At 41.8% G+C, this 22,482-nt stretch carries 19 protein-coding genes and 1 tRNA gene; 11 read left to right on the top strand and 9 right to left on the bottom strand.

What is annotated here, in order from left to right; genetic code table 11:
* Together H2O73_RS16745 and H2O73_RS16750 are read left to right on the top strand one after the other, a co-directional pair.
* The gene (locus tag H2O73_RS16745) at positions 1-651 is read left to right on the top strand and encodes a Qnr family pentapeptide repeat protein (protein WP_182110073.1); all 651 of its coding nucleotides are present in this window, start codon (positions 1-3) and stop codon (positions 649-651) included.
* A gap of 190 nt (positions 652-841) precedes the next feature.
* Positions 842-1,099 carry a DUF4282 domain-containing protein gene (locus H2O73_RS16750; protein WP_182110074.1) on the top strand — a complete coding sequence of 86 codons (258 nt, stop codon included), beginning with the start codon at positions 842-844 and terminating at the stop codon, positions 1,097-1,099.
* Between the two features lie 48 nt (positions 1,100-1,147).
* Here the strand turns inward: H2O73_RS16750 and msrB are convergent, their stop codons facing one another.
* The gene (gene msrB / locus H2O73_RS16755; protein ID WP_182110075.1) at positions 1,148-2,284 is read right to left on the bottom strand and encodes a peptide-methionine (R)-S-oxide reductase MsrB; all 1,137 of its coding nucleotides are present in this window, start codon (positions 2,282-2,284) and stop codon (positions 1,148-1,150) included.
* A 152-nt stretch (positions 2,285-2,436) separates the two neighbouring features.
* Here msrB and H2O73_RS16760 point away from each other — a divergent pair, with 152 nt between their 5' ends.
* Complete coding sequence (locus tag H2O73_RS16760; protein WP_182110076.1) at positions 2,437-2,844, top strand: GFA family protein; 408 nt, start codon at positions 2,437-2,439, stop codon at positions 2,842-2,844.
* Positions 2,845-2,952: 108 nt separating this feature from the next.
* On the opposite strand, the gene H2O73_RS16765 is transcribed toward H2O73_RS16760, so the two are convergent.
* From H2O73_RS16765 to H2O73_RS16780, 4 genes are all read right to left on the bottom strand, one after another.
* Entirely contained in the window at positions 2,953-4,701 is a 1,749-nt protein-coding gene (locus H2O73_RS16765) for a formate--tetrahydrofolate ligase (RefSeq protein WP_182110077.1), read from the bottom strand.
* 225 nt (positions 4,702-4,926) lie between these two features.
* A complete protein-coding gene (locus H2O73_RS16770) occupies positions 4,927-5,112 on the bottom strand; it encodes a hypothetical protein (RefSeq protein WP_182110078.1) in 186 nt (61 codons plus the stop codon).
* A gap of 400 nt (positions 5,113-5,512) precedes the next feature.
* Positions 5,513-7,870: a fatty acid cis/trans isomerase gene (locus tag H2O73_RS16775; RefSeq protein WP_182110079.1), complete on the bottom strand. Its 2,358-nt coding sequence runs from the start codon at positions 7,868-7,870 to the stop codon at positions 5,513-5,515.
* A gap of 188 nt (positions 7,871-8,058) precedes the next feature.
* Entirely contained in the window at positions 8,059-9,291 is a 1,233-nt protein-coding gene (locus tag H2O73_RS16780) for an L-lactate MFS transporter (RefSeq protein ID WP_182110080.1), read from the bottom strand.
* 388 nt (positions 9,292-9,679) lie between these two features.
* Here H2O73_RS16780 and H2O73_RS16785 point away from each other — a divergent pair, with 388 nt between their 5' ends.
* From H2O73_RS16785 to H2O73_RS16795, 3 genes are all read left to right on the top strand, one after another.
* A complete protein-coding gene (locus tag H2O73_RS16785) occupies positions 9,680-10,213 on the top strand; it encodes a DUF3332 domain-containing protein (protein WP_182110081.1) in 534 nt (177 codons plus the stop codon).
* 235 nt (positions 10,214-10,448) lie between these two features.
* On the top strand, positions 10,449-11,840 hold the full coding sequence (locus H2O73_RS16790; protein WP_368737170.1) for a transporter substrate-binding domain-containing diguanylate cyclase: 1,392 nt from the start codon (positions 10,449-10,451) through the stop codon (positions 11,838-11,840).
* 114 nt (positions 11,841-11,954) lie between these two features.
* Positions 11,955-12,029: transfer RNA gene (locus H2O73_RS16795), tRNA-Gly, on the top strand.
* Between the two features lie 342 nt (positions 12,030-12,371).
* Here H2O73_RS16795 and H2O73_RS16800 read toward each other — a convergent pair.
* From H2O73_RS16800 to H2O73_RS16810, 3 genes are all read right to left on the bottom strand, one after another.
* Positions 12,372-13,904 (bottom strand): GGDEF domain-containing protein, encoded by a 1,533-nt coding sequence (locus H2O73_RS16800; RefSeq protein ID WP_182110082.1) that lies wholly within the window; start codon positions 13,902-13,904, stop codon positions 12,372-12,374.
* Positions 13,901-14,959 (bottom strand): BMP family ABC transporter substrate-binding protein, encoded by a 1,059-nt coding sequence (locus H2O73_RS16805; protein WP_182110083.1) that lies wholly within the window; start codon positions 14,957-14,959, stop codon positions 13,901-13,903. The genes H2O73_RS16800 and H2O73_RS16805 overlap by 4 nt, the downstream gene beginning before the upstream one ends.
* Positions 14,960-15,359: 400 nt before the next feature.
* Positions 15,360-15,797 (bottom strand): DUF3069 domain-containing protein, encoded by a 438-nt coding sequence (locus H2O73_RS16810; RefSeq protein WP_182110084.1) that lies wholly within the window; start codon positions 15,795-15,797, stop codon positions 15,360-15,362.
* Positions 15,798-15,964: 167 nt separating this feature from the next.
* Between H2O73_RS16810 and H2O73_RS16815 the strand changes: the two genes are divergently transcribed.
* Positions 15,965-16,921: a GGDEF domain-containing response regulator gene (locus H2O73_RS16815; RefSeq protein ID WP_182110085.1), complete on the top strand. Its 957-nt coding sequence runs from the start codon at positions 15,965-15,967 to the stop codon at positions 16,919-16,921.
* 9 nt (positions 16,922-16,930) lie between these two features.
* Here the strand turns inward: H2O73_RS16815 and H2O73_RS16820 are convergent, their stop codons facing one another.
* The gene (locus H2O73_RS16820) at positions 16,931-18,169 is read right to left on the bottom strand and encodes a GGDEF domain-containing protein (RefSeq protein ID WP_182110086.1); all 1,239 of its coding nucleotides are present in this window, start codon (positions 18,167-18,169) and stop codon (positions 16,931-16,933) included.
* 247 nt (positions 18,170-18,416) lie between these two features.
* On the opposite strand from H2O73_RS16820, the gene H2O73_RS16825 reads away from it, so the two are divergent.
* From H2O73_RS16825 to pntB, 4 genes are all read left to right on the top strand, one after another.
* Positions 18,417-18,785 (top strand): late competence development ComFB family protein, encoded by a 369-nt coding sequence (locus tag H2O73_RS16825; protein ID WP_182110087.1) that lies wholly within the window; start codon positions 18,417-18,419, stop codon positions 18,783-18,785.
* A gap of 9 nt (positions 18,786-18,794) precedes the next feature.
* A complete protein-coding gene (locus tag H2O73_RS16830; RefSeq protein WP_182110088.1) occupies positions 18,795-19,076 on the top strand; it encodes an HlyU family transcriptional regulator in 282 nt (93 codons plus the stop codon).
* Positions 19,077-19,370: 294 nt separating this feature from the next.
* Positions 19,371-20,927 carry a Re/Si-specific NAD(P)(+) transhydrogenase subunit alpha gene (locus tag H2O73_RS16835; RefSeq protein WP_182110089.1) on the top strand — a complete coding sequence of 519 codons (1,557 nt, stop codon included), beginning with the start codon at positions 19,371-19,373 and terminating at the stop codon, positions 20,925-20,927.
* Positions 20,928-20,939: 12 nt separating this feature from the next.
* The gene (gene pntB, locus H2O73_RS16840; protein ID WP_182110090.1) at positions 20,940-22,343 is read left to right on the top strand and encodes a Re/Si-specific NAD(P)(+) transhydrogenase subunit beta; all 1,404 of its coding nucleotides are present in this window, start codon (positions 20,940-20,942) and stop codon (positions 22,341-22,343) included.
* The last annotated feature ends 139 nt before the right edge of the window (positions 22,344-22,482 follow it).

The following is a 22,482-nucleotide window of genomic DNA, read 5'->3' on the forward strand; positions in this document are numbered from 1 at the left end:
ATGAATGTTACCGATAAAGTGTTTAGAGAACACAGTTTTGCCAACGCTGATTTAAGTTATGCGAAGTTTGTTAAGTGTAAATTTTTCAATTGTGATTTTAGCCGAGCACAGTTAATTGAAGCTCAATTTGAACAGTGTACGTTTATTGAACAAGGCGAAGTGGAAGGGTGTAACTTTAATTATGCAAACTTACACGAAGCGAGTTTTAAAAACTGCCAACTATCCATGAGCCAATTTGTTGGGTGTAATTGTTTTGCAGTGGAATTTCGTCAATGTGACTTGAAAGGGGCTAACTTTTCTCAAGCGCGTTTTGCCAATCAAGTTAGTCATAACGTTTATTTTTGTTCTGCCTATATTACGGGTTGTAATTTGTCTTACGCTAACATGGAGCGTTTGTGCATTGAAAAGTGCGATTTATTTGAAAATCGCTGGATAGAAACAAATTTACAAGGTTCGTCGCTGCAAGGTTCGGATCTCAGTAATGGCGAGTTTTCCGCTGATATTTGGGGAGAGTTTAGAATTCGTGAATGTGATTTAACGGACTGCGATCTTACGGGGCTTAACCCGACTCGTGTTGACCTGACAGGTGTTAAAATTGCCAGTTGGCAGCAATCTCAACTGCTTGAACAGTTGGGTGTTATTGTTATTTAGCCTTTAGTGACAAATAGTTGTTTGAGTTCGCTTTATTTTCGTGATTTATATCTGATAAGAAATAGTTGGTAGCAAATCGACTTATAGTTGATATGCTACCATGCGCGCGTGGCTAAACTTTTGATTGAATAATCAATTATCTATATGCCACAACAATGAATATTTAATTGCGACTTATTAAGGATAGATAATGAAAAGCGTGTTTTTTTTCGACTCGATGCTAACTCCTAAAATTGTAACCTTCATTTATTGGCTACTACTTTTAGTTTCAATTGTTGGTGGTTTGGCAACCATATTTACCGGTTATGGTTCGAGTGCGATCTTTCTAGGTCTATTGCAAATTGTGGGTGGTGTCTTAGGTGCGCGTATTTGGTGTGAGTTAATGATTGTCATTTTTAAAATAAATGGCAATCTGCAGAAACTTGTGGATAGAAAGCAAGGCGAATAAGCCGTGATCAGTAGAAGCCTGTGTTAGGCTTCTACTGACATTTAAGATCTATTCATTAAACAGTGACATGTATTCTTCGTAACCTTCATTGTTCAGTTCTTCTTTAGCAATAAAGCGCATTGCTGCCGAATTCATACAATATCTTAAACCTGTTGGTTCAGGTCCATCTTTGAAAACATGCCCTAGATGTGAATCGCCAAAACGGCTACGTACTTCTGTTCTCGGGTAGACCATTTTATAGTCGGTTTGTGTTACGACGAAGGCGTCATTAATTGGTTTTGTAAAGCTTGGCCAGCCCGTACCTGAGCGATATTTGTCTGTTGAGGAAAACAGTGGCTCTCCCGTTATGACATCAACATAAATGCCTTCTGCTTTGTTATCCCAGAACTCGTTTTTAAATGCTCGCTCGGTGCCATCTTCTTGAGTGACATAATATTGCATCTGTGTCAGGGTTTGCCTTAGTTGTTTATCGCTAGGCTTGATATATGTTTTACCGTGCGAAAGCAGTGCCTGTTCGTCGATCATCTGGCGTAAAGTGACAGGGTTACTTTTGCGATCTGAGCCAAAGATGTCGTCTAAGTAACTGTCTCGCCCTGAAGAGTAGCGATAGTATTTATAACGAACCGAGTTCCGCTTGTAATAATCTTGGTGGTAGTCTTCCGCCAACCAAAAGGATTGAAAAGGACGCAGCTCAGTTTTTAGTGGCTTGTTAAACACCCCCAATTTTTCGATATCTGCCATAAATTGAGTTGCTATTTGTTTTTGGGTGTCGCTATGGTAGAAGATTGCAGGGCGGTATTGAGGACCTCTATCAACAAAAGATCCTTTATCATCAGTAGGATCAATGTGGCGGAAAAACTGGTCTAGCACTTGTTCATAAGTCACTTTTTCAGGATCAAAAGTAACTTGAATGACTTCAATATGTTCCGTTTTACCCGATGAAACCTGTTTGTATGTTGGGTTTTTAACTTGCCCACCGGCATAGCCAGACACGACGTCTATTACGCCGGGTAATTTTTCTAAATCTGACTCTGTGCACCAAAAACATCCACCCGCTAAAGTGGCTACCTCATTTCTTCCATTAGTAGAACTCTCTGTCTTGCTCTGTTCCGCAGTTCCAAAAAAGGAAGTCATAACTAGAACCATTGCGAAAAACGGCAGCAGTAGTGATAACTTGAATTTCATACCTACCTCTTAGTTTCATCCTATCTGTTACACTGGAACGGTGTAAGGCGAAAAAAATTTCATCTAATAACTTTGTACTGACGAGCATTGAGTTTAGATCGTTCTGCTCCGCTCAAGTGTGCTACATAGTCAAATAGGGAAGGAATCAGTTAATGGATAATAGAATTATAGGAAGTTGTTTTTGTGGGGTGTGCCAGTTTGATGTAGAAGATGACTTCAAGCGATTTTATTTTTGCCACTGCAAACAATGCCAAAAAATGACAAGTAGTGCCCATGCGTCAAATCTCTTCGCTTTACCAGAGACATTACGTTGGTTGAAAGGAGAAGAAGATACGATAGTGTTTAATCATCCAACAAGGCTATTTACGCGCAGATTCTGCAAGCATTGTGGCTCAGGTTTGCCAGTATTAACTCAAAATGGGCGTTTTTATCTCGTACCTGCGGGCAGTTTAGAGTCAGAGCCCAGTAAAACTGTCGATATGCGTATTTTTATAGAAGAGCAATCCAAATGGCATGTAGATGGTCTTCAACAAGAGTGTTGCCAAGGTTTTCCTACGTAAACAGCAAACAGCAAACAGCAAACAGTAAACATAAGGCTTACGCGCGACGCGGTTTTGGAAGAAAGAAAAAACGAGCAACAGAGTGCTCGTTTTGCCATCCAGCTTGAGCTAGCTCAATCCAATGATATTACCGTCATCATCAAGGTCTAAATTCATGAACGCAGGTTTTTCTGGCAAGCCAGGCATCGTCATTACGTTACCGCAAAGCGCATAAATGAACCCAGCCCCAGCACATAGCTTTAGCTCTCGGATCGGTACATTAAAGTGACTTGGTGCACCTTTGATATTGCTGTCAGAGGAGATCGATAATGGCGTTTTGGCTAAACATACCGCTAGGTCATCGAAGCCATGTTTTTGATACTCTTCAAGTTGATTTCTTGCTTGGTAGCTCAACGTGACACTGGATGCGCCATAACCAACTTCCGCAACTGCCATTAGCTTTTCTTCGGTTGTTTGGGAAAGTTGATAAAGTGGAGTGAAAACTGTTTTTGTTTGACACTGTTTTATTACTTTATTTGCTAACTCCAGCGTACCATCGCCACCCTTGGCGAAGCCTTCGCTAATCGCTACTTCCACATTGTTTGGTAGCTGTTCAATCATCGCATAAAGTTGAGCCAATTCATGTTCGCTATCTTGTGGGAAGCGGTTGATAGCAACAACAGCGGGTACCCCATATTTTGCAACATTTTCTATATGCCATTTTAAATTAGCAAAACCAGCTTCAAGTGCATCGCTGTCATCTTCAAATAGAGAATCAGGAATAGGCTGACCCGGTTTTAAATCATAAAGACCTGAGTTTGCTTTTAATCCTCTTAATGTCGCGACGATCACGGCGCAGTCAGGTGCTTTACCAGAAACTTGAGTTTTGATGTTGCAGGCTTTTTCAAACCCCATATCGGAACCAAAACCGCCTTCTGTTACGGTATAGTCTGCCAAGCGAGTGGCAATATTATCGGCAATAATCGATGAGTTACCATGGGCGATATTGGCGAAGGGACCTGCATGGATAAGAGTCGGTACTCCTTCAAGAGTTTGCATTAACGTTGGTTCAATGGCATCGCGCATACTGACAGCCATTGCACCAGCCACTTGCAGTTGCTCTGTGGTGATAGGGTTACCATCAACCGAATAAGCGACGACGACTCTTCCTATGCGTTGACGTAGATCTTTTAAATCACAAGAAAGGGCAAGGATGGCCATAAGCTCTGATGCGGCTGAAATGTCAAAACCATCTTCACGCTCGTAACCGTTGATCTCTTTGCCGAGTTCATTTTTGCCAACCGTCACCATACGTAGCGCGCGATCGTTATGGTCCATAACACGCTTCCAAACCACGCGCTTTGGATCAATCTTTAATGCTTTTAAGCCGCTGCGTTTTTCAAAATCGTCGTAACCATTACGTTGTTCATGGTAAATGCGCGCATCAATAGCGGCGGCTGCCAAATTGTGCGCTGCGGTGACGGCGTGAATATCTCCCGTCAGATGAAGATTCAATTCTTCCATGGGCGCAACTTGCGAATAACCACCGCCGGCGGCTCCGCCTTTTACACCGAATACTGGTCCCATGGATGGCTGACGAATGCAAGCCACGACAGAGCGTTGGAGTTTAGCAATACCTTGAGCTAGACCCACTGTTGTAACAGTTTTGCCTTCACCAAGAGGGGTAGGCGTGATTGCGGTTACGATAACCAATTTACCTGTAGCGCTCTCATTAAGACGTTTTAGGCAGTTGAGTGAAACTTTGGCCTTGTGTTTACCTTGGCTATGAAATTCATCGTGCAATAAGCCGGCACGAGTCGCAATGTCACCAATAGGTGACAAATTTGCAGTTCGGCAAATATCAATATCCGACAGCATAAAACCCTCGATTATGCGAGAAAAATGGACACGTAAACGTTTGCGCATGAATGATAGCGTCAAAATGTGCTTTGTAAAGGAGTAGTTTTTAGCACGTCGTCTAGTTTGAGTATTTTAACTTACTGTCATGGGGCTAAGGAAGTGACAAATAGACTTAAAAAAGTTGCTGAAAAACAAAAGCCCCTTATCGGGGCTCTAATCAGGGGGATTGCGAGTGAGTCTAGTCTACCATTCGTCGTCCGGGAAAATTTTCCCTTCTGGCGCGTAAGGATCATCGTCAAAAGGGTGCTCAGCTTTACTGCGTAGCATCTCTAACTGATGTTCAAGCATATTGACCGCGTCGTAATCACCTTCTGAGCAAGCGACGTATATTTGCTGCTCTAGCGTCCGAATTGTCTCTTTGCTATTCATACACACCTCCTGAGACTGGATCTACGAATTGATGATATTTGCCAATTCTTATCTCATTTGCTTTAGGTTTAGTATGTGTTTTAAGCAAAAGCAAGCGGGCGCCGTAATAGCACTTCTAGTAAATGTGCTGGTGCGGGGAGTTGCTATATGTATGGTCACAGCATACCCCATTGAGGGGTAAATAAAAATTGATGAGAATGCGTTCGTGTAGAGGTGTCTGCAAGCGCATTATTGCGCAAAACAGCTAAGAAAAAATAAATGGGTATAACGGGAAATAGTGCTAGAAGGGGCGAAGGGGTATGGTTTACGAGTAATTGACAAAAGCGCGCTTCGTTAAGTTGAGCGATGCGCACGGGACTGCAATACACATCACTCATACCATTTGTTAACTCTAAGTCAGTTATCTATTTTCGAATCTATTATAGTCAAGTAAGCCAAACTCGATGATTTGATCGTGTTTGTACCAAGCATGCACAGAATCGCTAAATGACCAGAAATTAGGGTTACTACGACGAACGGCAAAAGCGTCTAACATTTTGATGTAGTCATCGTCGTTTCGCATATTTTTAAGCATATTTACTAATGCAGGAATCTGCACTTCTTTAAGAGACAAATATGCCGCTGGATAACTACCTATCACGCCACGAACCAAAGTTAAGTCATCGTGACTGTAATCACGGTTGCTTTCCTCATCAAATAAGCTTGAGATATTGGTATGGGCATTGTTATGGAGTAAGGTAAACAATTGCTTTTGACCATCATTGCTTTCAATCAAGAGCATGATGATTTGCGGTATAGAGCGCAACCCTTCACCACGTATTGATCCTATCTCTCTTAGCAACGCTTCATTGTCTGCACTGAAGCCAGTGTCGACAATATTATAACGCTGCTCAAGTACTGGAGAGAGCTTTTGCTGCAGAATTTGAAATAACTCTGCCTTAGGATCATCGGTACGATAAGGTACTTGTGTCGGTTGATCAAAAGGTTTGACGTTGCGCTGTAAAAAATCACTCAGCTGCGTACTTTGGTTCTGATACCAGCTTGATTGCTCTTTATGCCTAACATCACGCGGTAGTAGTGCCACGAAATTACTTTCACCTTCGAGACGTAAGAAATCCATATACATACGGGTAATAAGTTGGTGTCCAAAATTCCCATAAACGTCAAACCCTGCAACGAGTAGATAGTGAATTCGCTCTAGCAGAGCGTAATCAAGAATCCACGCTGTTTTTGGTGGTGACCCAACCATACCTTTGACGACAGAGGCGCTATCAAAATGGCGGAAGATGGTTAATGCAGCATTTGGATTGGTGTCGTTACCCGTCCAAATTACATTGGTGTCGAGATGCTTTCCATCTTTAAACCAATGGTTGATAAATTCTGACTTCGCCTCAAGGTAGCGTGCTTGTTGGCGAGAATAGGAAACCCAGTTTGTAATTGGTAACGCAGTATTCTCGATTTCTCCAGGTAGCTTTAGGTTTTCTGCCTGTGAACGGTAGAATTCGTTAACTTCAGGAATATCGCTTTTATCTGGATCTAAGAAGAACACCCAGAAGCGGTCATTGATAACATTCAAAGCAAGTTGACCACGACAAACAGGCCCTTTTATAAAGGCTGAAATCGTATTTTGTGCTTCATCAAGTAGGAATTTGAAACGTGACTTCACCGGTAGATCAATAAATGCCGTCATTGGATTTGCGGCAATTTCTGGCGCGTAGCTTGGTAGTTGCGTTACTTGATAGTCATCATTAAAAAACCAAAGTTGCCAATCGGCCATGCGTGCGTTGTTTAGAGCATAAGGCATGTGGGTTTTATCCACGATGGTGCCTTGCTCAGGAATGATGCGGTAGAACACACGAGCAACATTCGGGTCGTCATATGGTCGGCGAGTGGCAATGCGCTTTACAGGTTCACCCGGAGGTGTAATAGAACGAACTAATGTGAAAAAGCGTGGTTTTTCGTCATTTAATTCAGAGAAATAAAGATGAGATAAAAACAGGTGCTCGTAAATATAACGGGCAACCAGTTGATGCTTTAGGCTGTTACCATTTAGCAGCATTTCGTATTTATCGACGAGTGTTTGCTGTGGTAGCGTCAATGGAATTGCCTTGTTCATAATGGCGCCATCCTCAAGCCAACTCAGTAAGGTGTTGTACTCTGGGTTAGTCAGGTTTGGCATACCATAAGGCATTCCCCAAGTTGGGTAGTCTTGTTGGTATTGGTCTAGCTCTTCAATGGTAGGACAAACTTGTTCTCTATCAATAGAAAAATCAAAGCCTTCTAGTTGGACGTCATCCGGTAGAGGGTGTTCTTCTTTTTGCATTAATAGACGCGCAACTAAGCCAGCTTCCATATTTGCGGTAGGAGTTTGCTCTCTCTCGTTTAATACCGGGTGAAAACCTAAAGCTCGCCATTCTTCAGTTGTTTGTGCATCTTCGAAAAGGCGGGTTGGTGTTGCCGCTGTTAGGCGTGTTCCTTGGTAGATAAGCTCTTTACTTGCACCACGGTCAATGCCTTCAACGGAACTCATTTTTAACTGACAGGGTGCGTCATAACAGGCGTGGCACACAACACAACGATTATCAATAATAGGCTTCACTTGGCTAAGGAACTGGTCACTTTGAACGGTATCCAGTGTTGCTCTGCGTTCGCGAACTTGAGGCTCGCCAAAAAGTTGATTGTAGTTAAGACCTGCGTAGGTGGCACAGCCAGTGAAAATGGTCACTAGACTTAATAGAAAGAGTTTACGTAAAGGCATTTTTTAAAAGTGTTATTCGAATTTACCGCTAAGTATAACGTCTTGTAATCGATACGTTTAGATAGATACGAAATTAAATTAGTTGTGAGAATAAACCGATAGCAGTTTATACGTGCAAGCAACGGCGAGGTATAGGCAAAAAAAAGGCTTACCACGAGGGTAAGCCTATTTCGAACGAATTCGATTTACTAAGCGTTTTTCAATTCAGCAACTTTTGCTTCTGTTAGCGGCTTAGTGATAAATGCAAGCACAATACAAACTGCCATCATTGATGCAGAGATTGTGTACGCAAGACCGTAGCCTTCGCCATGAGTCATTGAGAAACCAACGATAGCAGCACCGATTGCACCACCGATACCCCATGCCGTGTATAGCACACCGTAGTTAGTACCGTAGTTTTTCAGACCGTAGAATTCTGCGGTTAGAGTAGGGAATACTGCTAGTAGAGTACCGTAACCAATTGCTGCAACAGCAGTACCGATGATTAGCGTTACTTCTGATTGGAAAGTAGCAAACAGTACCATGTTGATACCTTGCAGTACGAAAGCGATAAGTAGCGTACGAACACCACCGATTTTATCAGCAAGCATACCAGCAGCAACACGGCCGCCTGAGTTGAATACTGCAAGTAGAGAAGCTAGGTAAACTGCATTTGGCAAGTTAGCTTGTACGCTTGCGATAGTGGTGATGTTACCGATGATCATTAGACCAACAGAAGCGGCAAAAGCATACATGATCCACAAAGAGTAGAACTGTGGTGTTTTTAGCATTGCTTTCCAAGTTAGGTCTTCTGACTTCTTAGACGCTTTCGGAGCTTGGCCTTCTTTAACCGCTGGTTCTGCTGGCGTGTAGTCAGCAGGTGGGTTGTTAATCGTTGCCGCTAGAGGTACAGCAATCGCTAGAATACCAACACCAAGGATCATAAAGCTGGTTTGAATACCCATGCTTTCGATAAGATTCGATGTCACTGGTGCTAGATAAATAGCAGCAAGACCAAAGCCTGCAGCGATCACACCATTAACCATACCTTTCTTAGAAGAGTGGAACCACTTCATTGCAGAAGGCGCTAGACATGCATAACCAAAACCGATACCTGCACCTGTGATAACACCGAAAGTGATGTTTAGCATCATTGGAGTTTCAACAAAGCCAGAAGCAATCATGCCTAGACCAGTCAGGATAGTACCTAAGATTAAAATCTTACGAGGACCCATGCGGTCTTGTAGTATGCCTGCAACTAGAAGACAGATAGAGAAAGTGATAGTTGCGGTTGCGTAAGGTGCTGATGCTTCGGCTGCACTCCATCCTGATACGGTGACCAGCGCTTTGTTAAATACACTCCAGGCATACAGAATGCCAAGACAAAGGTTGATACAGAATCCTGCTAATAGGATACGCATAGCTTTATCAATCTTGCTCATTTTTCTTCTCATTTTCCTCGTCAAAGAGGATGGGTTAACACACTATTTATTCAAAATATGTTTGCGTTTATCAACATAAATCGCAATGGGCGCGAATTATAACCAAATAAAATGTGATTGGAATCTCTTTTTGTGAGAATTATAAAAATAAACTTATATTTTAGAGGATTGCTATCAATGGATACGAGGGAAAGCCAGATAATCGTCTACCTTATGCCTTTTCAAGTCATTCATTGGGACCAAATTGACAACTGTCTAGCATTAACGATCTCAAGATGGGTCATTTTGCTACAGTTGGTAAGTTTTTTGTCAATTAATCCACGGTGTGATTCCCAATAGGCATAACTCGGAGTAGCATGCGCGAAATTTTTCTTAGGTAGTATTAGAAATGAAAGCAGTAAAAATTGCAGTTGTCGCTGCGCTAGGTGTTTCGTCATTAACAGGTTGTATGGGACAGATGGCAACCACAGGGTTGGTGTCTAAGTTCAACCTCGAAATTGTGGATAACCGTTACGGTCGTGAAGGTATGTTTTTATTGCTTTCACCGGTTTATGGTCTGGCAGGGACAATCGATTTATTTATTTTCAATGCCATTGAATTTTGGACCGGCACAAACCCTGTTTCAGGTAAATCGCCAGCGGTGGTTGATACCCCAACAAAAAACTACATCAAAGTGAATGGACAGCTTGATCCTGCGCTGACGAGTGTCCCACTTGCACGTAATAGCGATGTTGAAAACGCAACCATGAAGCAAATTGACGATAATACGCTGCAAATGAATATTACTTACCGCAATGGTGAGCAAAAAGTATTACGCGGTGAGAAAGGAACGGATTCAGTTGATTTCTACTTGGATGACGAGTTAATCACGACGGTATCGAACCAAGAGTTAAATAACTACATCACTGCTGCAACTATTTAAGCATTTCTTTATAAGCCTCTCTTACATCTAGCTTAGATAAAGAGGGGCTTTGTTGTCCTATCATCTTCATCAACTCTTGTTCATTTATGTGCGCGATTGCTTAAGGTGCGAGGTGGGTCATATTATTCACGTGCAGAGTATGTGGGTATCGAAATATCAACTATACACAGTATTTCAAACATCAATTTACGCCGCGTTGTTTTAAGGGACTATTCGGTGTCGTTAGAGGTATGCTGTGTTCCGTTTACTGTTACTCGTACTCATGTTTGTGGCGCCGTTGTATGCTTCTGCGCATCAAAACAACCCTGAGTCCTTAGTTATTGCCAACTCTAAGGCTTGGAAGCCATTTTCCTTCATAAATGAAAATGGGCAGCCCGATGGCATTCTTGTTGATTACTGGCGTGAGTATTCACGCATGACGGGTACGCCAGTTACATTTTTACTAGTCGACTGGAATGAGTCATTGCAAGCGGTTAAAGACGGCAGAGCAGATGTGCATGGCGGGCTGCTTTGGTCTCGAGAGCGCGATGTATATTTGGATTACGGTCAATCCATCATGAGGGTGGAGACACAGCTGTTTATCAATCGAAATCGACTGAACATTGATGTGGCTGAGTTACTTTCAGGTAAACATTCATTTGTGTTAGGTGTCGTTGAAGGCGGAATTGAGCATTCATTTGCAATAGAAAGCTATCCGAATGTCGCAGTTATTACTTTTGATAACAATGCAGATATGATTGCTGCTGCGTTTAAAGGTGAAATCGATGGTTTTATCGCTGAGCGCCAAGTTGCTCATTTCTATTTCCATAGTTCCAAAGCAAATTTACAGTTTACTAGTGTGAAACACCTCTACTCAGGGTTGTTAAGACCGGCGACCAGCCAAGGTCATCACGATCTATTAACCCGCCTTATGCATGGAATGGCAAGTGTTAGCAACGAATCTAAGCAAAAGATTTTTAGTCGCTGGATGTACATCGAGACAGTATACCCAAATTATCTCATACCCATTCTTACGGCGGCATTCGTGATAGCCGTATTCAGTTACATGATCTTGCTACGAATAACAGTACGCTCTAAAACAAAAGAGTTGGAGAAGGCAAATAGTGAACTGAAATACCTTTCAGAAACCGATCAACTTACGGGTTTAAGTAATCGTTACCACTTCTATTCGCAGTTTTCTAATCGCGTAGCAAACAATGATTCAGTTTGTATCATGTTATTTGATATCGACGATTTTAAAACGATTAATGACACCTATGGTCATCAAGTTGGTGATGTTGTGATTCGGTCTGTAGGGCAGGCTGCCTTAAAGGTGATTAAATCGCCACACTTAATAGGACGAATAGGAGGAGAAGAATTTGCTGTGGTATGCACAAACATTGATATTGCACAGGCAAAAAGTCTCTCTGAACGTCTATGTCACTCAATACGTGCACTGGTTCTGTTTGAAGACCAAACAAGAGTGACGGTTAGCTTAGGTTGTGCGTACTACCATATTGCGAGCGCTGATATCTCACTCTCTGAAGCAGATAGCTTGATGTATCAGGCAAAAGCGAAGGGAAAAGACCAATTTGTTTTAGCGCAATACTGGCAACTGCCTCTTCACGATAATGAGAAGACAGCTTAAATTGGTGGAAGAGGCATCACATTGCCGATTAAGTCGGCAGTTGATGCGAATTTACTAAGAAAAGGCTTTTCTTTTCAAATATATGTGGCATATTGTTCCTGTCTTCAAGACATAGCGTACTTCGTATAATGGCTATTACCTCAGCCTTCCAAGCTGATGATGCGGGTTCGATTCCCGCAGTACGCTCCAATCCTTTCTAAAGTTCTACCAATCCCAAGTTACTGAAAAGAAAGCGCTTTGTAGCGTGTGTCTTCATGTCTGCGTATGCTGGATTTCAATTACAGTTTATTGTGCCTGAAAAAATCAATCGATAAGGTCTTGTTCTACTGTTACACGCAAATAGACACTATCCACTTACTCCGAGTTGTAGAAAGTGACTTTTATACTGCACGTCTTTCACCAATGCATACACGTGCTAGATCCCTATTCAATAGAATAATGTTTTTCATTAACGTCTATATACCGAGGTTTCTGAGTTCGCATCTTAGATGTAATCTCTAGGTTTAGTTAATCGTTTTTAAATAACCATCATTAAACAGGTTGTGCTTCAAGGTTTGTAGAATGCTGATGTTGCAGCAAAAGTAAGTTACTGGCGTACGCGACTTTGAGTTCACTTGTTTTGGCTTGATACATGGCAACGTCAGCTTGGTGAATCGTGTCACTTATACTACCGCATGATTGATCATAGTGCGCTACTCCAATACTTGTTGAGACAAATAGCGGTTGAGTTTGATAGTGCACAGGGTTGTCAAAGGTGCGTAAGAGCATTTCAATTAACAATTCAACGTGCGAGTGGGAATACTTTTGCTGAAGTAAAATGACAAATTCATCACCACCAAGACGATATAATTTTGCTGGCTCATTTTGTAACGCATTGTTTAATCGTTGTGCTACTTCAATCAGTAGATGATCGCCAGCAGTATGCCCATAATCATCGTTTATAGCTTTGAAGCCATTTAAATCGAGAATCATGACTGTTAATTCAGTGCCTGTGAGCCTTTGAAACTTTGCCATATCTGTATTAAAACAATGGCGGTTCGCTACGTGGGTTAAAGCATCAGTGAGCAGCATAGATTCCGTTTTAAGCTTCGCTTCCATCAGCTCTGTAATTTCGAGAGCTGAGCACTCGACCTCTCCATGAATTATGTTGCTCCGATTGATCTGGAAGTACCGTTTTTGATCTCTAATCAATAATGAATAGTTGAAACTTTCTGTAGAAGAGTTCTTCATTATTTCTTGGATAAAGGCTTCCAACACAGCTCGTTTACGTTCATTCGGAATCGGGTCAAATTCATCTAAAAACTTCGAATTTGCGCGAATGATTAAGTTTTTTTCTACATTAATTACGAATAAGCACACTTGAGTTAGATTATAAGTTCGAGAATGTTTCTCTTCGCTTTTTTCTAATTGAAATATCGTGTCTTTAAGCCTCCGTCGCATCGTTTCGAGTGAGCTGAAAATTGTCGTTATTTCTAAAATGTTTGAATCCGTTTTGGAAGGGGTTTGATAGTCTCCATTGGCAATCTGAAAAGCAAACTTTTGTAGTTCCAAAAAAGGACGGTTTAATGCCGCTAAAATTGTTCGTGTGAATGCAAGGGAAACGGTGAGTAATATGAGAGTAAGTACGACTAATTTCGGCGCAATAGCTTTCAAGGTAGTTTGAACGAAAGCTTTCTTGTCTTTTTCTACGGTTAATATACCAATAGTTTCACCTAGCTTGTTATCGATTGAGTACACAAGCGTATGAGTTTGAAGATCATCATTGTGTTTGTTGATCACTTCAGCAAGTGTTAAACCATATACCAAAGATTCAAGTTTAACAGAGACAATATAATCAAGTTGAGACACTTGAGTTGTGACTAATTCAGCTTGTAATAAGTCGAACTGGGATAACGCAATTCTCGAATCTAGCAACTGTTGTGCAATGACTCGCTCATAACGCATGGTTTGTTTTTGATGCTCTAGGTATAAATCATGCCCAATATACAGACCTACGACGAGTGCAAATGGAATCGTTGTAAGCATCAAGAAAACCGAAATGACGTACGAAGATAGTTTTTTCATTGTGTTGATGAACAGCTAAGGTTGATTTTTTGTGAAATAGCGTTGTTCTTGCCTTTCAATTCCAGAATGAGTTTGTCGATCAGCGTTTTGTCAGATGTGCTAACGCTAGGATTATGACTATTAATGGCGACATTGATGACACCTTGTTTAATACCAAAATGCTTGCGATTACCGTTCCAGATACCATTTTTTAGTTGCATTAGTGCTGCGAATACGGCGACATCAACTTTCTTCTCAAGTGATGCTAGTGTTGAGCTTGGAAACTGCATTGAATAGTCTTGGTCAACGCCAAAACTAAAGCTATCACCGTCATTTTTAACGGCTTCCATAACACCTAAACTTGCGTACCCTGCGACAGGGAAAATAACATCTACATTCTCATCAAGCATTTTTTGACTAATGGCTTTTGCACTGTCAACATCATCCCAAGAACGCGGACCTTTATTTATGTAATCAGTATTTAAAACTGCTGTTGGGTTTGAGTCTTTAAGCCCTAACTCATAGCCACATTTAAAGTTATTGATGGTGGGGATGTTTTTACCACCGATAAACCCAACTTTATTTGATTTAGTTTTCAAACCAGCAAGGTAGCCAATTATGTAAGCCCCCTCTGCATGATTAAAAGTCAGTCCGAGAATGTTTGGAACATGGTACGAAACGTCGAGTGAAATAAAGCGTATAGATGGGTATGTGCGAGCGACATCAGCAAACGTGTCCATTGAATTTGACTCTATGACTACTATAGGGCTGTATCCCTCTTTTGCTGCATTAATGAGTTCTTGTATATAGAGACCATTGCTTTTATCGATGATCTTTCGCGTAACAGGAATAGAGGTTGTTTGTTCAAACCGACGAGTTCCCTTATCAACTAAATAAAGGTACGAACCTTGGTGTATTTCGCTTTGAAATAGCACAATTGGCTTTATCTCTGCCTCAGTTGCAAAAGTGGATGTAGAAACCAAGGTACACAAAAGGGCAGTAGTCAATGAGCGGTATTTTGAAAAAACGGAATTACTGCTATTTCTATCTTTATATTGTAAGCCGACTGAATTCATGGATTAAAGTCTATTATAGTTATCATTAAATATAATTATCATTGTCACTCTATTCTATAAGTGCAACATATGAGTGGAGTTTATTAATAGTTTGCTATTTAATCAATGGTTTAATTGTTAAATTGTAGTGTAATAAAGGTTAGTGTGAAGTGGATGATTTTATATGCCGCAGAGACTTTAAAGACTAAACAATAAGCGTTTAAGAGTTGAGGATTTTTCTAAATTTATAAAGTTTGTATAGATGAATTGGTTTGTGTTTTGCTAGAAGGACTTTTGAATCAACACACAAATATACTTCTAATTAGCTTCTATATTTTTTTGTTTGACTATTTGCTTCAACGAGAGTTACTGCTGACCTATAAAAAAAGCCGCGTTATGCGGCTTTATCAGTTCGAGTGAATTACTTGGCGAATACGTCAGTAAAATCACGCTTTAGAATTGGATCACGGCGAGCTTTTTTAAGTTGCTTAACCATGTCTTTTACGCAGTTGTGCAGCACTTGATCAAGTAGCGTTGCACGGTACTGTTCTTTGTCTTCGTCAGTCATACCTTCAGGAAGGTTTAGTGTTGGAAACTCTTCCATTACGTTTAGACCGGCAAATGCTTGGCTAACTGAAACGAGTGCATGAAACTGTTCAAAGTTATCTAAAATGTTTTGCGCACTCTTCGGTAGCTCGTTCCACGACTCACGTACAGCATCTTCAGATACTTCATGGATTGATACAACCATCTCGTACATCGCTTCTGGTACGCCGTCAAACTCAATTACTTGACGAAGTTCTGCTGAAACAGTAGACAGATCGATGATTTTTTTCTCAGTTGGAGTCACGTCAGACATAGTCTTTTCTCTTTTACGTTGTATATCCCGCGATATGCTAGTTTTTCTGCAATAAATGTCAACCTTAGTGGAGGATTTGGCACACGTAAAGTATGCTAAAGTTTAAATATCTGATTTATTGGGTAGTTTGCCGCTAGGTCGAATAATAAGAAATGACAGGATCAACTATGAAAATATTGCTGGTGGATGATGTGCAAATGGAGCGTATGCAATTAGCAATCAGACTCAAACAGTTGGGGCATATCGTTGAAATGGCGGAGTCCGGCAAAGAAGCATTAGCACTTTATCCCGATTTTAACCCAGATCTTGTGTTGCTTGATATCACGATGCCTGAAATGGATGGTTTTGAAGTATCGCAGAAAATTCGAGAGCTCTACCCAGAGTGGATTCCTATCATATTTTTAAGTTCACACGATGCGCCTGAGATTATTGCAAATGCCATAGAGTCGGGTGGTGATGATTACCTAATTAAGCCAGTTGATAAACTGGTGCTAAGAGCAAAACTGACCGCGATGCAGCGCATTGCCTTTATGCGAAATCAACTGAATAAAAAAACAGCTGATCTGGCTAGGTTAAACCAAGAGCTTGAAAAACTGGCAAGTGAAGACGGATTAACCAAGGTCCGTAACCGCCGAGATGTAGATAAAAAACTGAAAGAGATGATTTCAGTACACGGTCGCCACACCATGTCTCTCACCGTGATATTATTGGATGTTGATTTTTTCAAACTATATAACGACAACTATGGGCATATCCAAGGCGATCAATGCTTAGTGGAAATAGCGACAACACTCAAAAACCTCTTTGCTCGAAACGGTGAAGTTGTGGGGCGCTATGGCGGCGAGGAATTTGTCATTTTGGTAGGTCATAGCGATGTCTATCAAGCGGAAGGACATGCGGCGCGCGTAAAACAGACATTAACGGATAAATGTATTACCCATAGCTACAGCGATGTGGCGCAGTATGTGACCGTGTCACAAGGAGTGATTAGCCTACAACCAACGGGAAGAGAAACAGTTGACGAACTGTACCACATGGCTGACCGCGCGCTGTATCAGGCAAAAAGACAAGGGCGTAATCGATACGTCATCTACGACCCTTCAATGGAATACCAAGAGCAATAGAGCATTACATTACTGAGCTGCAACCACCCGGTTGCGGCCGGTCTGCTTCGCTTTGTATAGAGCTTGGTCAGCCGCTTTCAATACAACGGCGGTGTCTCGCGCTTCATAACTATCTGCAACTCCGATACTGATGGTCAACGAAACTGTATCTGACTTTTTGCTGTTGTTTCGCTTCTTGCTGCCTTCTTTGTTGTCTTTAGGACGAGCGCCCATGTTTCGCAGTGCTAATTCGTACTCTTCAATACTTATGCGCAGTTCTTCTAAATGGTCCCATGCATCATCGGCAAACTTACCTTTAAAGAGCACGGTAAATTCTTCGCCACCGTAGCGATAAACGCGTGCGTTGCCGCCCACTTCGCGTAGCTTACTGGCGACCAGTTTTAGGACGTCATCGCCGGTATCATGACCATAAGTGTCATTAAATGCTTTAAAATGATCAATATCGAGCATAGCCAGAGAATACTTGCGCCCAAGATGTTTAAGATCAGATTCGAGCGCCAGCCTGCCAGGAATACCCGTTAAACGGTCATTAAAGGCGAGCTCGTAGCTGGCAGACATTAGATATATCAAAAGTAAGATGCCCGACAAGCTAAACAATGCACTGGAGATGTAACTGACGTGGAAAAATACAAAGGTTGATGAGGCTATTAATACTGAGGAATAGACTGCCGCATCAATAATCTGATTGAATTTTAATACCGCGATTGCGCAAGAGAGCACGACAGCAGTGAGGTACAACACTAAAACTAATGGTAGACGCGAAACTTCAGGGGCCACGTACAATAGCGCATAATCTTGTTGGTTCGCTCCTGTATCAACCACATAGTTCAGAGTCAGTTGACTCCAAATTACAAATAACACCAAAATAGCCAAATAGCTTGCAAAGCCCTTACTTCTAATTGTGTTATCTTTGAATGGGTAAATGGCTAGACAAGCCGCTGGCAATGAAAATGCCAGCAATGATAGTTCAAGTAACGTTGTCCCAGTTGAGAGTGGACTTTGTAATGAGTTCTGTATGATCCAATAGGTGACTAACATCGCCGTACCCACCATCGCACAACGGCTTTGCTTAAACACATGCCCTAAAACAATAGTGGCAGTAAATAGCACATACGGGAGATTGATACTGATGCTTTCATTAGCGCTGATTAGAGCAGTGACATTGTCAATGCCGAATGCGATCAAGAGCAACAATCCTAACGGAAACGAAAAACGAAACCAGCTAGATGTTACGATTGAAAATGACATTAATTAGATGCGCCTTTGGTATTGATGATGATTACCGAACGAGTAAGCATAACGTTATTAAATGATATTCCAAGTGTTTTGCTAATAAATTGGATGAAAAATGCGTCATACCATAAACAATCGGTATTGTTTTATTCAGAAACGGCTAACCTTGTATTAGATTTACTTAAGCTGAAGGTGATTTTGTCAGCGCGTATTATGGATCAACAACGCGGAATTAACCGGTATGTAGGCGCGGGGAGAAGCAATGCAAATTAGTGAAGACGTCCATAACTATATGGAAAATTTAGTTGGACAGGTTTTAGCTCGACCAGAGTACACTGAGCAATTTGACAACGACCAATTGGCGGATCTTGCTTGTTTGGCTTTGATACAGTTAAAGCCGGTCTATATTCGCCATGATATTGATTTTCTCTCAACATTGTCAGAGCAACGTCTGATGTTGCTTAAAGAGTATGCTGAAACAGCGGTGTCTTCAGCTAAAGGGATGATTTTGGAAGATCGCCGAAAAAATCGCCAAGATGAATTCCCTGTGATTTTTACTAACCCTCGTTTTGATGAAGACGCCGAGCTTGAGTGGTTTGAAAAGCCAATACTAAAACAACAAATAAAATAAGGAGTCACAGTGGGGCTATTTTCACGTCTGTTTGGAAACAGTAAAGTAGAGACAAAGAAGGTAAACGTTGAACCTGTCGAATACAAAGGTTTTGCGATTTATCAAGAAGCGATAGAAGAGTCCGGTCAATACCGAATCGCTGGTCGGATCGAGAAAGAAGTGGATGGTGAAATTAAATCTCATCGATTTATTCGATCTGACGTGCTTTCTAGTCGTGCGGACGCTGATGAATTCATGTTGAAAAAAGCGCAAATGTTTATAGATCAGATGAACGGTAAAATTTTCGATTAGTGTTATCGGATTTGATAGATGTCATAAATTTTAGAACCATTAGCAGTTATGCTCATGGTTCTTTTTTTGTAAGTAAGAAAACTAATTTATTGTTTTTTCTTCTCTTTTTTGCGATCTGGTAAGGCCTCTTTTCAGAGGGATTGTATTGTTTGATCACATCTAAAATTGCAAAATGGACGAATATATCTAGTCTTAGCGAATGGATTTCCGCTTTTTTATTACTAAATGCTTGAAATTCGGACCGCCGTTAGTTAGAAAAAGAATAATCATTGTGCCAATAGTCAAGGAATAGCTATGCAAATTGGTGTGCCAAAAGAAATACTCGCTGGAGAAACGCGAGTGGCTGCGTCACCGAAGTCGGTTGAGCAGCTTATCAAAATGGGTTTTGACGTAGCCGTTGAATCTCACGCAGGGGAATTGGCAAGTTTCGACGATGCCTCTTTTGAAGCCGCAGGAGCAAAAGTTGTCACGAAAGATGACGTTTGGGCTTCTGAAATTATCTTTAAAGTTAATGCGCCTATTATTGATAGCGAAAAGGGCATTGATGAGCTTGCTTTAATGCAAGATGGAGCGACTCTTGTTAGCTTTATTTGGCCGGCTCAAAATCCAGAATTGATGGAACAGCTTTCAAGCAAAAACATCAATGTCATGGCAATGGATGCTGTCCCACGTATCTCTCGCGCTCAAGCACTAGACGCGCTTTCGTCAATGGCAAATATTGCGGGTTATCGCGCAGTTGTGGAAGCCGCACACGAATTTGGACGCTTCTTTACTGGGCAGATTACAGCAGCAGGTAAAGTACCACCTGCAAAAGTACTGGTTGCGGGCGCTGGTGTTGCTGGCCTTGCTGCGATTGGTGCGGCGGGTAGCTTAGGTGCCATTGTTCGCGCATTTGATGTTCGCCCGGAAGTAAAAGAGCAAGTTCAATCTATGGGTGCCGAATTCTTGGAAGTTGATTTTCAAGAAGATTCAGGTTCCGGCGATGGCTATGCAAAAGAAATGTCTGATGACTTCAACAAAAAAGCGGCAGAGCTTTATGCTGAGCAAGCGAAAGACGTTGATATCATTGTAACCACAGCTCTTATCCCAGGACGCCCGGCGCCGACGCTGATTACCAAAGAAATGGTAGACAGCATGAAAGCTGGTAGTGTAATCGTTGACTTAGCTGCGGCGAACGGTGGTAACTGTGAATACACAGTAGCGGATCAAGTTATCACGACTGCAAACGGCGTAAAAATCGTCGGTTACACGGATATGGTTGGTCGCTTACCGACGCAATCTTCTCAGCTTTATTCAACTAACCTTGTTAACTTGATGAAACTGCTGTGCAAAGAGAAAGACGGCAACATCGATATTGACTTTGAAGACGTTGTATTGCGTGGTGTAACAGTAGTCAAAGCAGGTGAAGTTACATGGCCTGCGCCACCAATCCAAGTTTCGGCACAGCCAGAACAAGCTCCTCAAGCAGCACCGGCTCCTCAAAAGAAAGAGGAAAAACCGGTATCACCAGTCAAAAAACTCATTGGCTTAGGTGTAGCACTAGTAGCATTTGGCTGGGTTGCTTCTGTCGCACCGGCTTCATTCCTAGCTCACTTCACCGTATTCATTCTATCGTGCGTGGTTGGTTACTACGTGGTTTGGAATGTAACACATGCACTTCATACTCCTCTTATGTCTGTGACGAATGCAATTTCAGGCATCATTGTAGTCGGTGCATTATTGCAAGTTGGTCAGGGGAATGGGGCGGTGACATTCTTGTCGTTTATTGCGATTTTGATTGCCAGCATCAACATTTTCGGTGGCTTCACCGTGACCAAGCGTATGCTTGAAATGTTCCGTATTAATCGATAGGAGTAACAAGGAATGTCTGCAGGACTAGTACAAGCAGCTTACATTGTTGCTGCTATATTTTTCATTTTGAGCCTAGCGGGTTTATCGAAGCAGGAGTCTGCGAGAGCAGGTAACTACTACGGAATCGCTGGTATGGCGTTTGCTTTGATCGCAACGATCTTTAGCCCTGACGCATCAGGTACGGTATGGGTACTTATCGCTATGGCGATTGGTGGCTCGATCGGTATTTTCTACGCTAAGAAAGTAGAAATGACGGAAATGCCTGAGTTGGTAGCGATTTTACACAGCTTTGTTGGTATGGCGGCGGTGTTGGTTGGATTTAATAGCTACATTGATCCACCGGCGATTGCGAATGCTGATTTACTTTCTCAATCAGAACTTAATGCACATCATGTTATTCACCTAGTTGAAGTATTCCTTGGTGTCTTCATTGGTGCGGTAACGTTTACCGGTTCTGTTGTCGCATTTGGTAAATTGCGCGGTGTTATTTCATCTTCACCGTTAAATATACCTCATAAGCACAAGTTGAACTTGGCAGCGATTGTCGTTTCAACGCTATTAATGATCTACTTCGTTAAAGCTGACGGCAGCATGTTCGCATTGATTGTCATGACCTTGATTGCTTTCGCATTTGGTTACCATCTTGTTGCTTCAATTGGCGGCGCAGATATGCCAGTTGTAGTATCAATGTTGAACTCTTATTCAGGTTGGGCTGCGGCGGCAGCAGGTTTCATGCTTGCAAACGATCTTCTAATTGTAACTGGTGCTTTGGTTGGTTCGTCAGGTGCGATCCTTTCTTACATCATGTGTAAAGCAATGAATCGTTCGTTTATTAGTGTTATTGCTGGTGGTTTTGGTCAAGAGGTGGTTATCTCAAGCGACCAAGAATACGGTGAACACCGCGAAACGAATGCAGAAGATGTCGCTGATATGCTGAAAAACGCGAAATCAGTTATTATCACTCCAGGGTATGGTATGGCCGTTGCTCAGGCACAATACCCAGTGCATGAAATTACCGAAAAGCTTCGTTCACAAGGTGTTGATGTTCGATTTGGTATCCACCCTGTAGCAGGGCGACTACCTGGTCACATGAACGTATTGTTAGCGGAAGCGAAGGTACCTTACGATATCGTGTTGGAAATGGATGAACTCAATGATGATTTCCCATCGACTGATGTAGTATTGGTTATCGGCGCCAACGACACGGTAAACCCAGCGGCACTTGAAGATCCAAATAGCCCAATTGCTGGTATGCCAGTATTGGAAGTTTGGAACGCAAAAGATGTTATCGTCTTTAAGCGTTCAATGAACACGGGTTACGCGGGTGTACAAAACCCATTGTTCTTCAAAGAAAATACGCAAATGTTGTTTGGTGACGCAAAAGAGAGTGTAGACGCTATCGCGAAAGCACTATAAGCTTACTAAAGCATTGAAAGGTCAGCATTATGCTGGCCTTTTTTAAATCAATTTATAATTGACATGAATATCACATTCAAAGCATCGAGACTTGTCATAATGACAATGTCTGGTGGTAACTCGCTGATTTAATAAGTTT

Source organism: Vibrio marinisediminis (assembly GCF_014050145.1).
Lineage (GTDB): Bacteria > Pseudomonadota > Gammaproteobacteria > Enterobacterales > Vibrionaceae > Vibrio > Vibrio marinisediminis.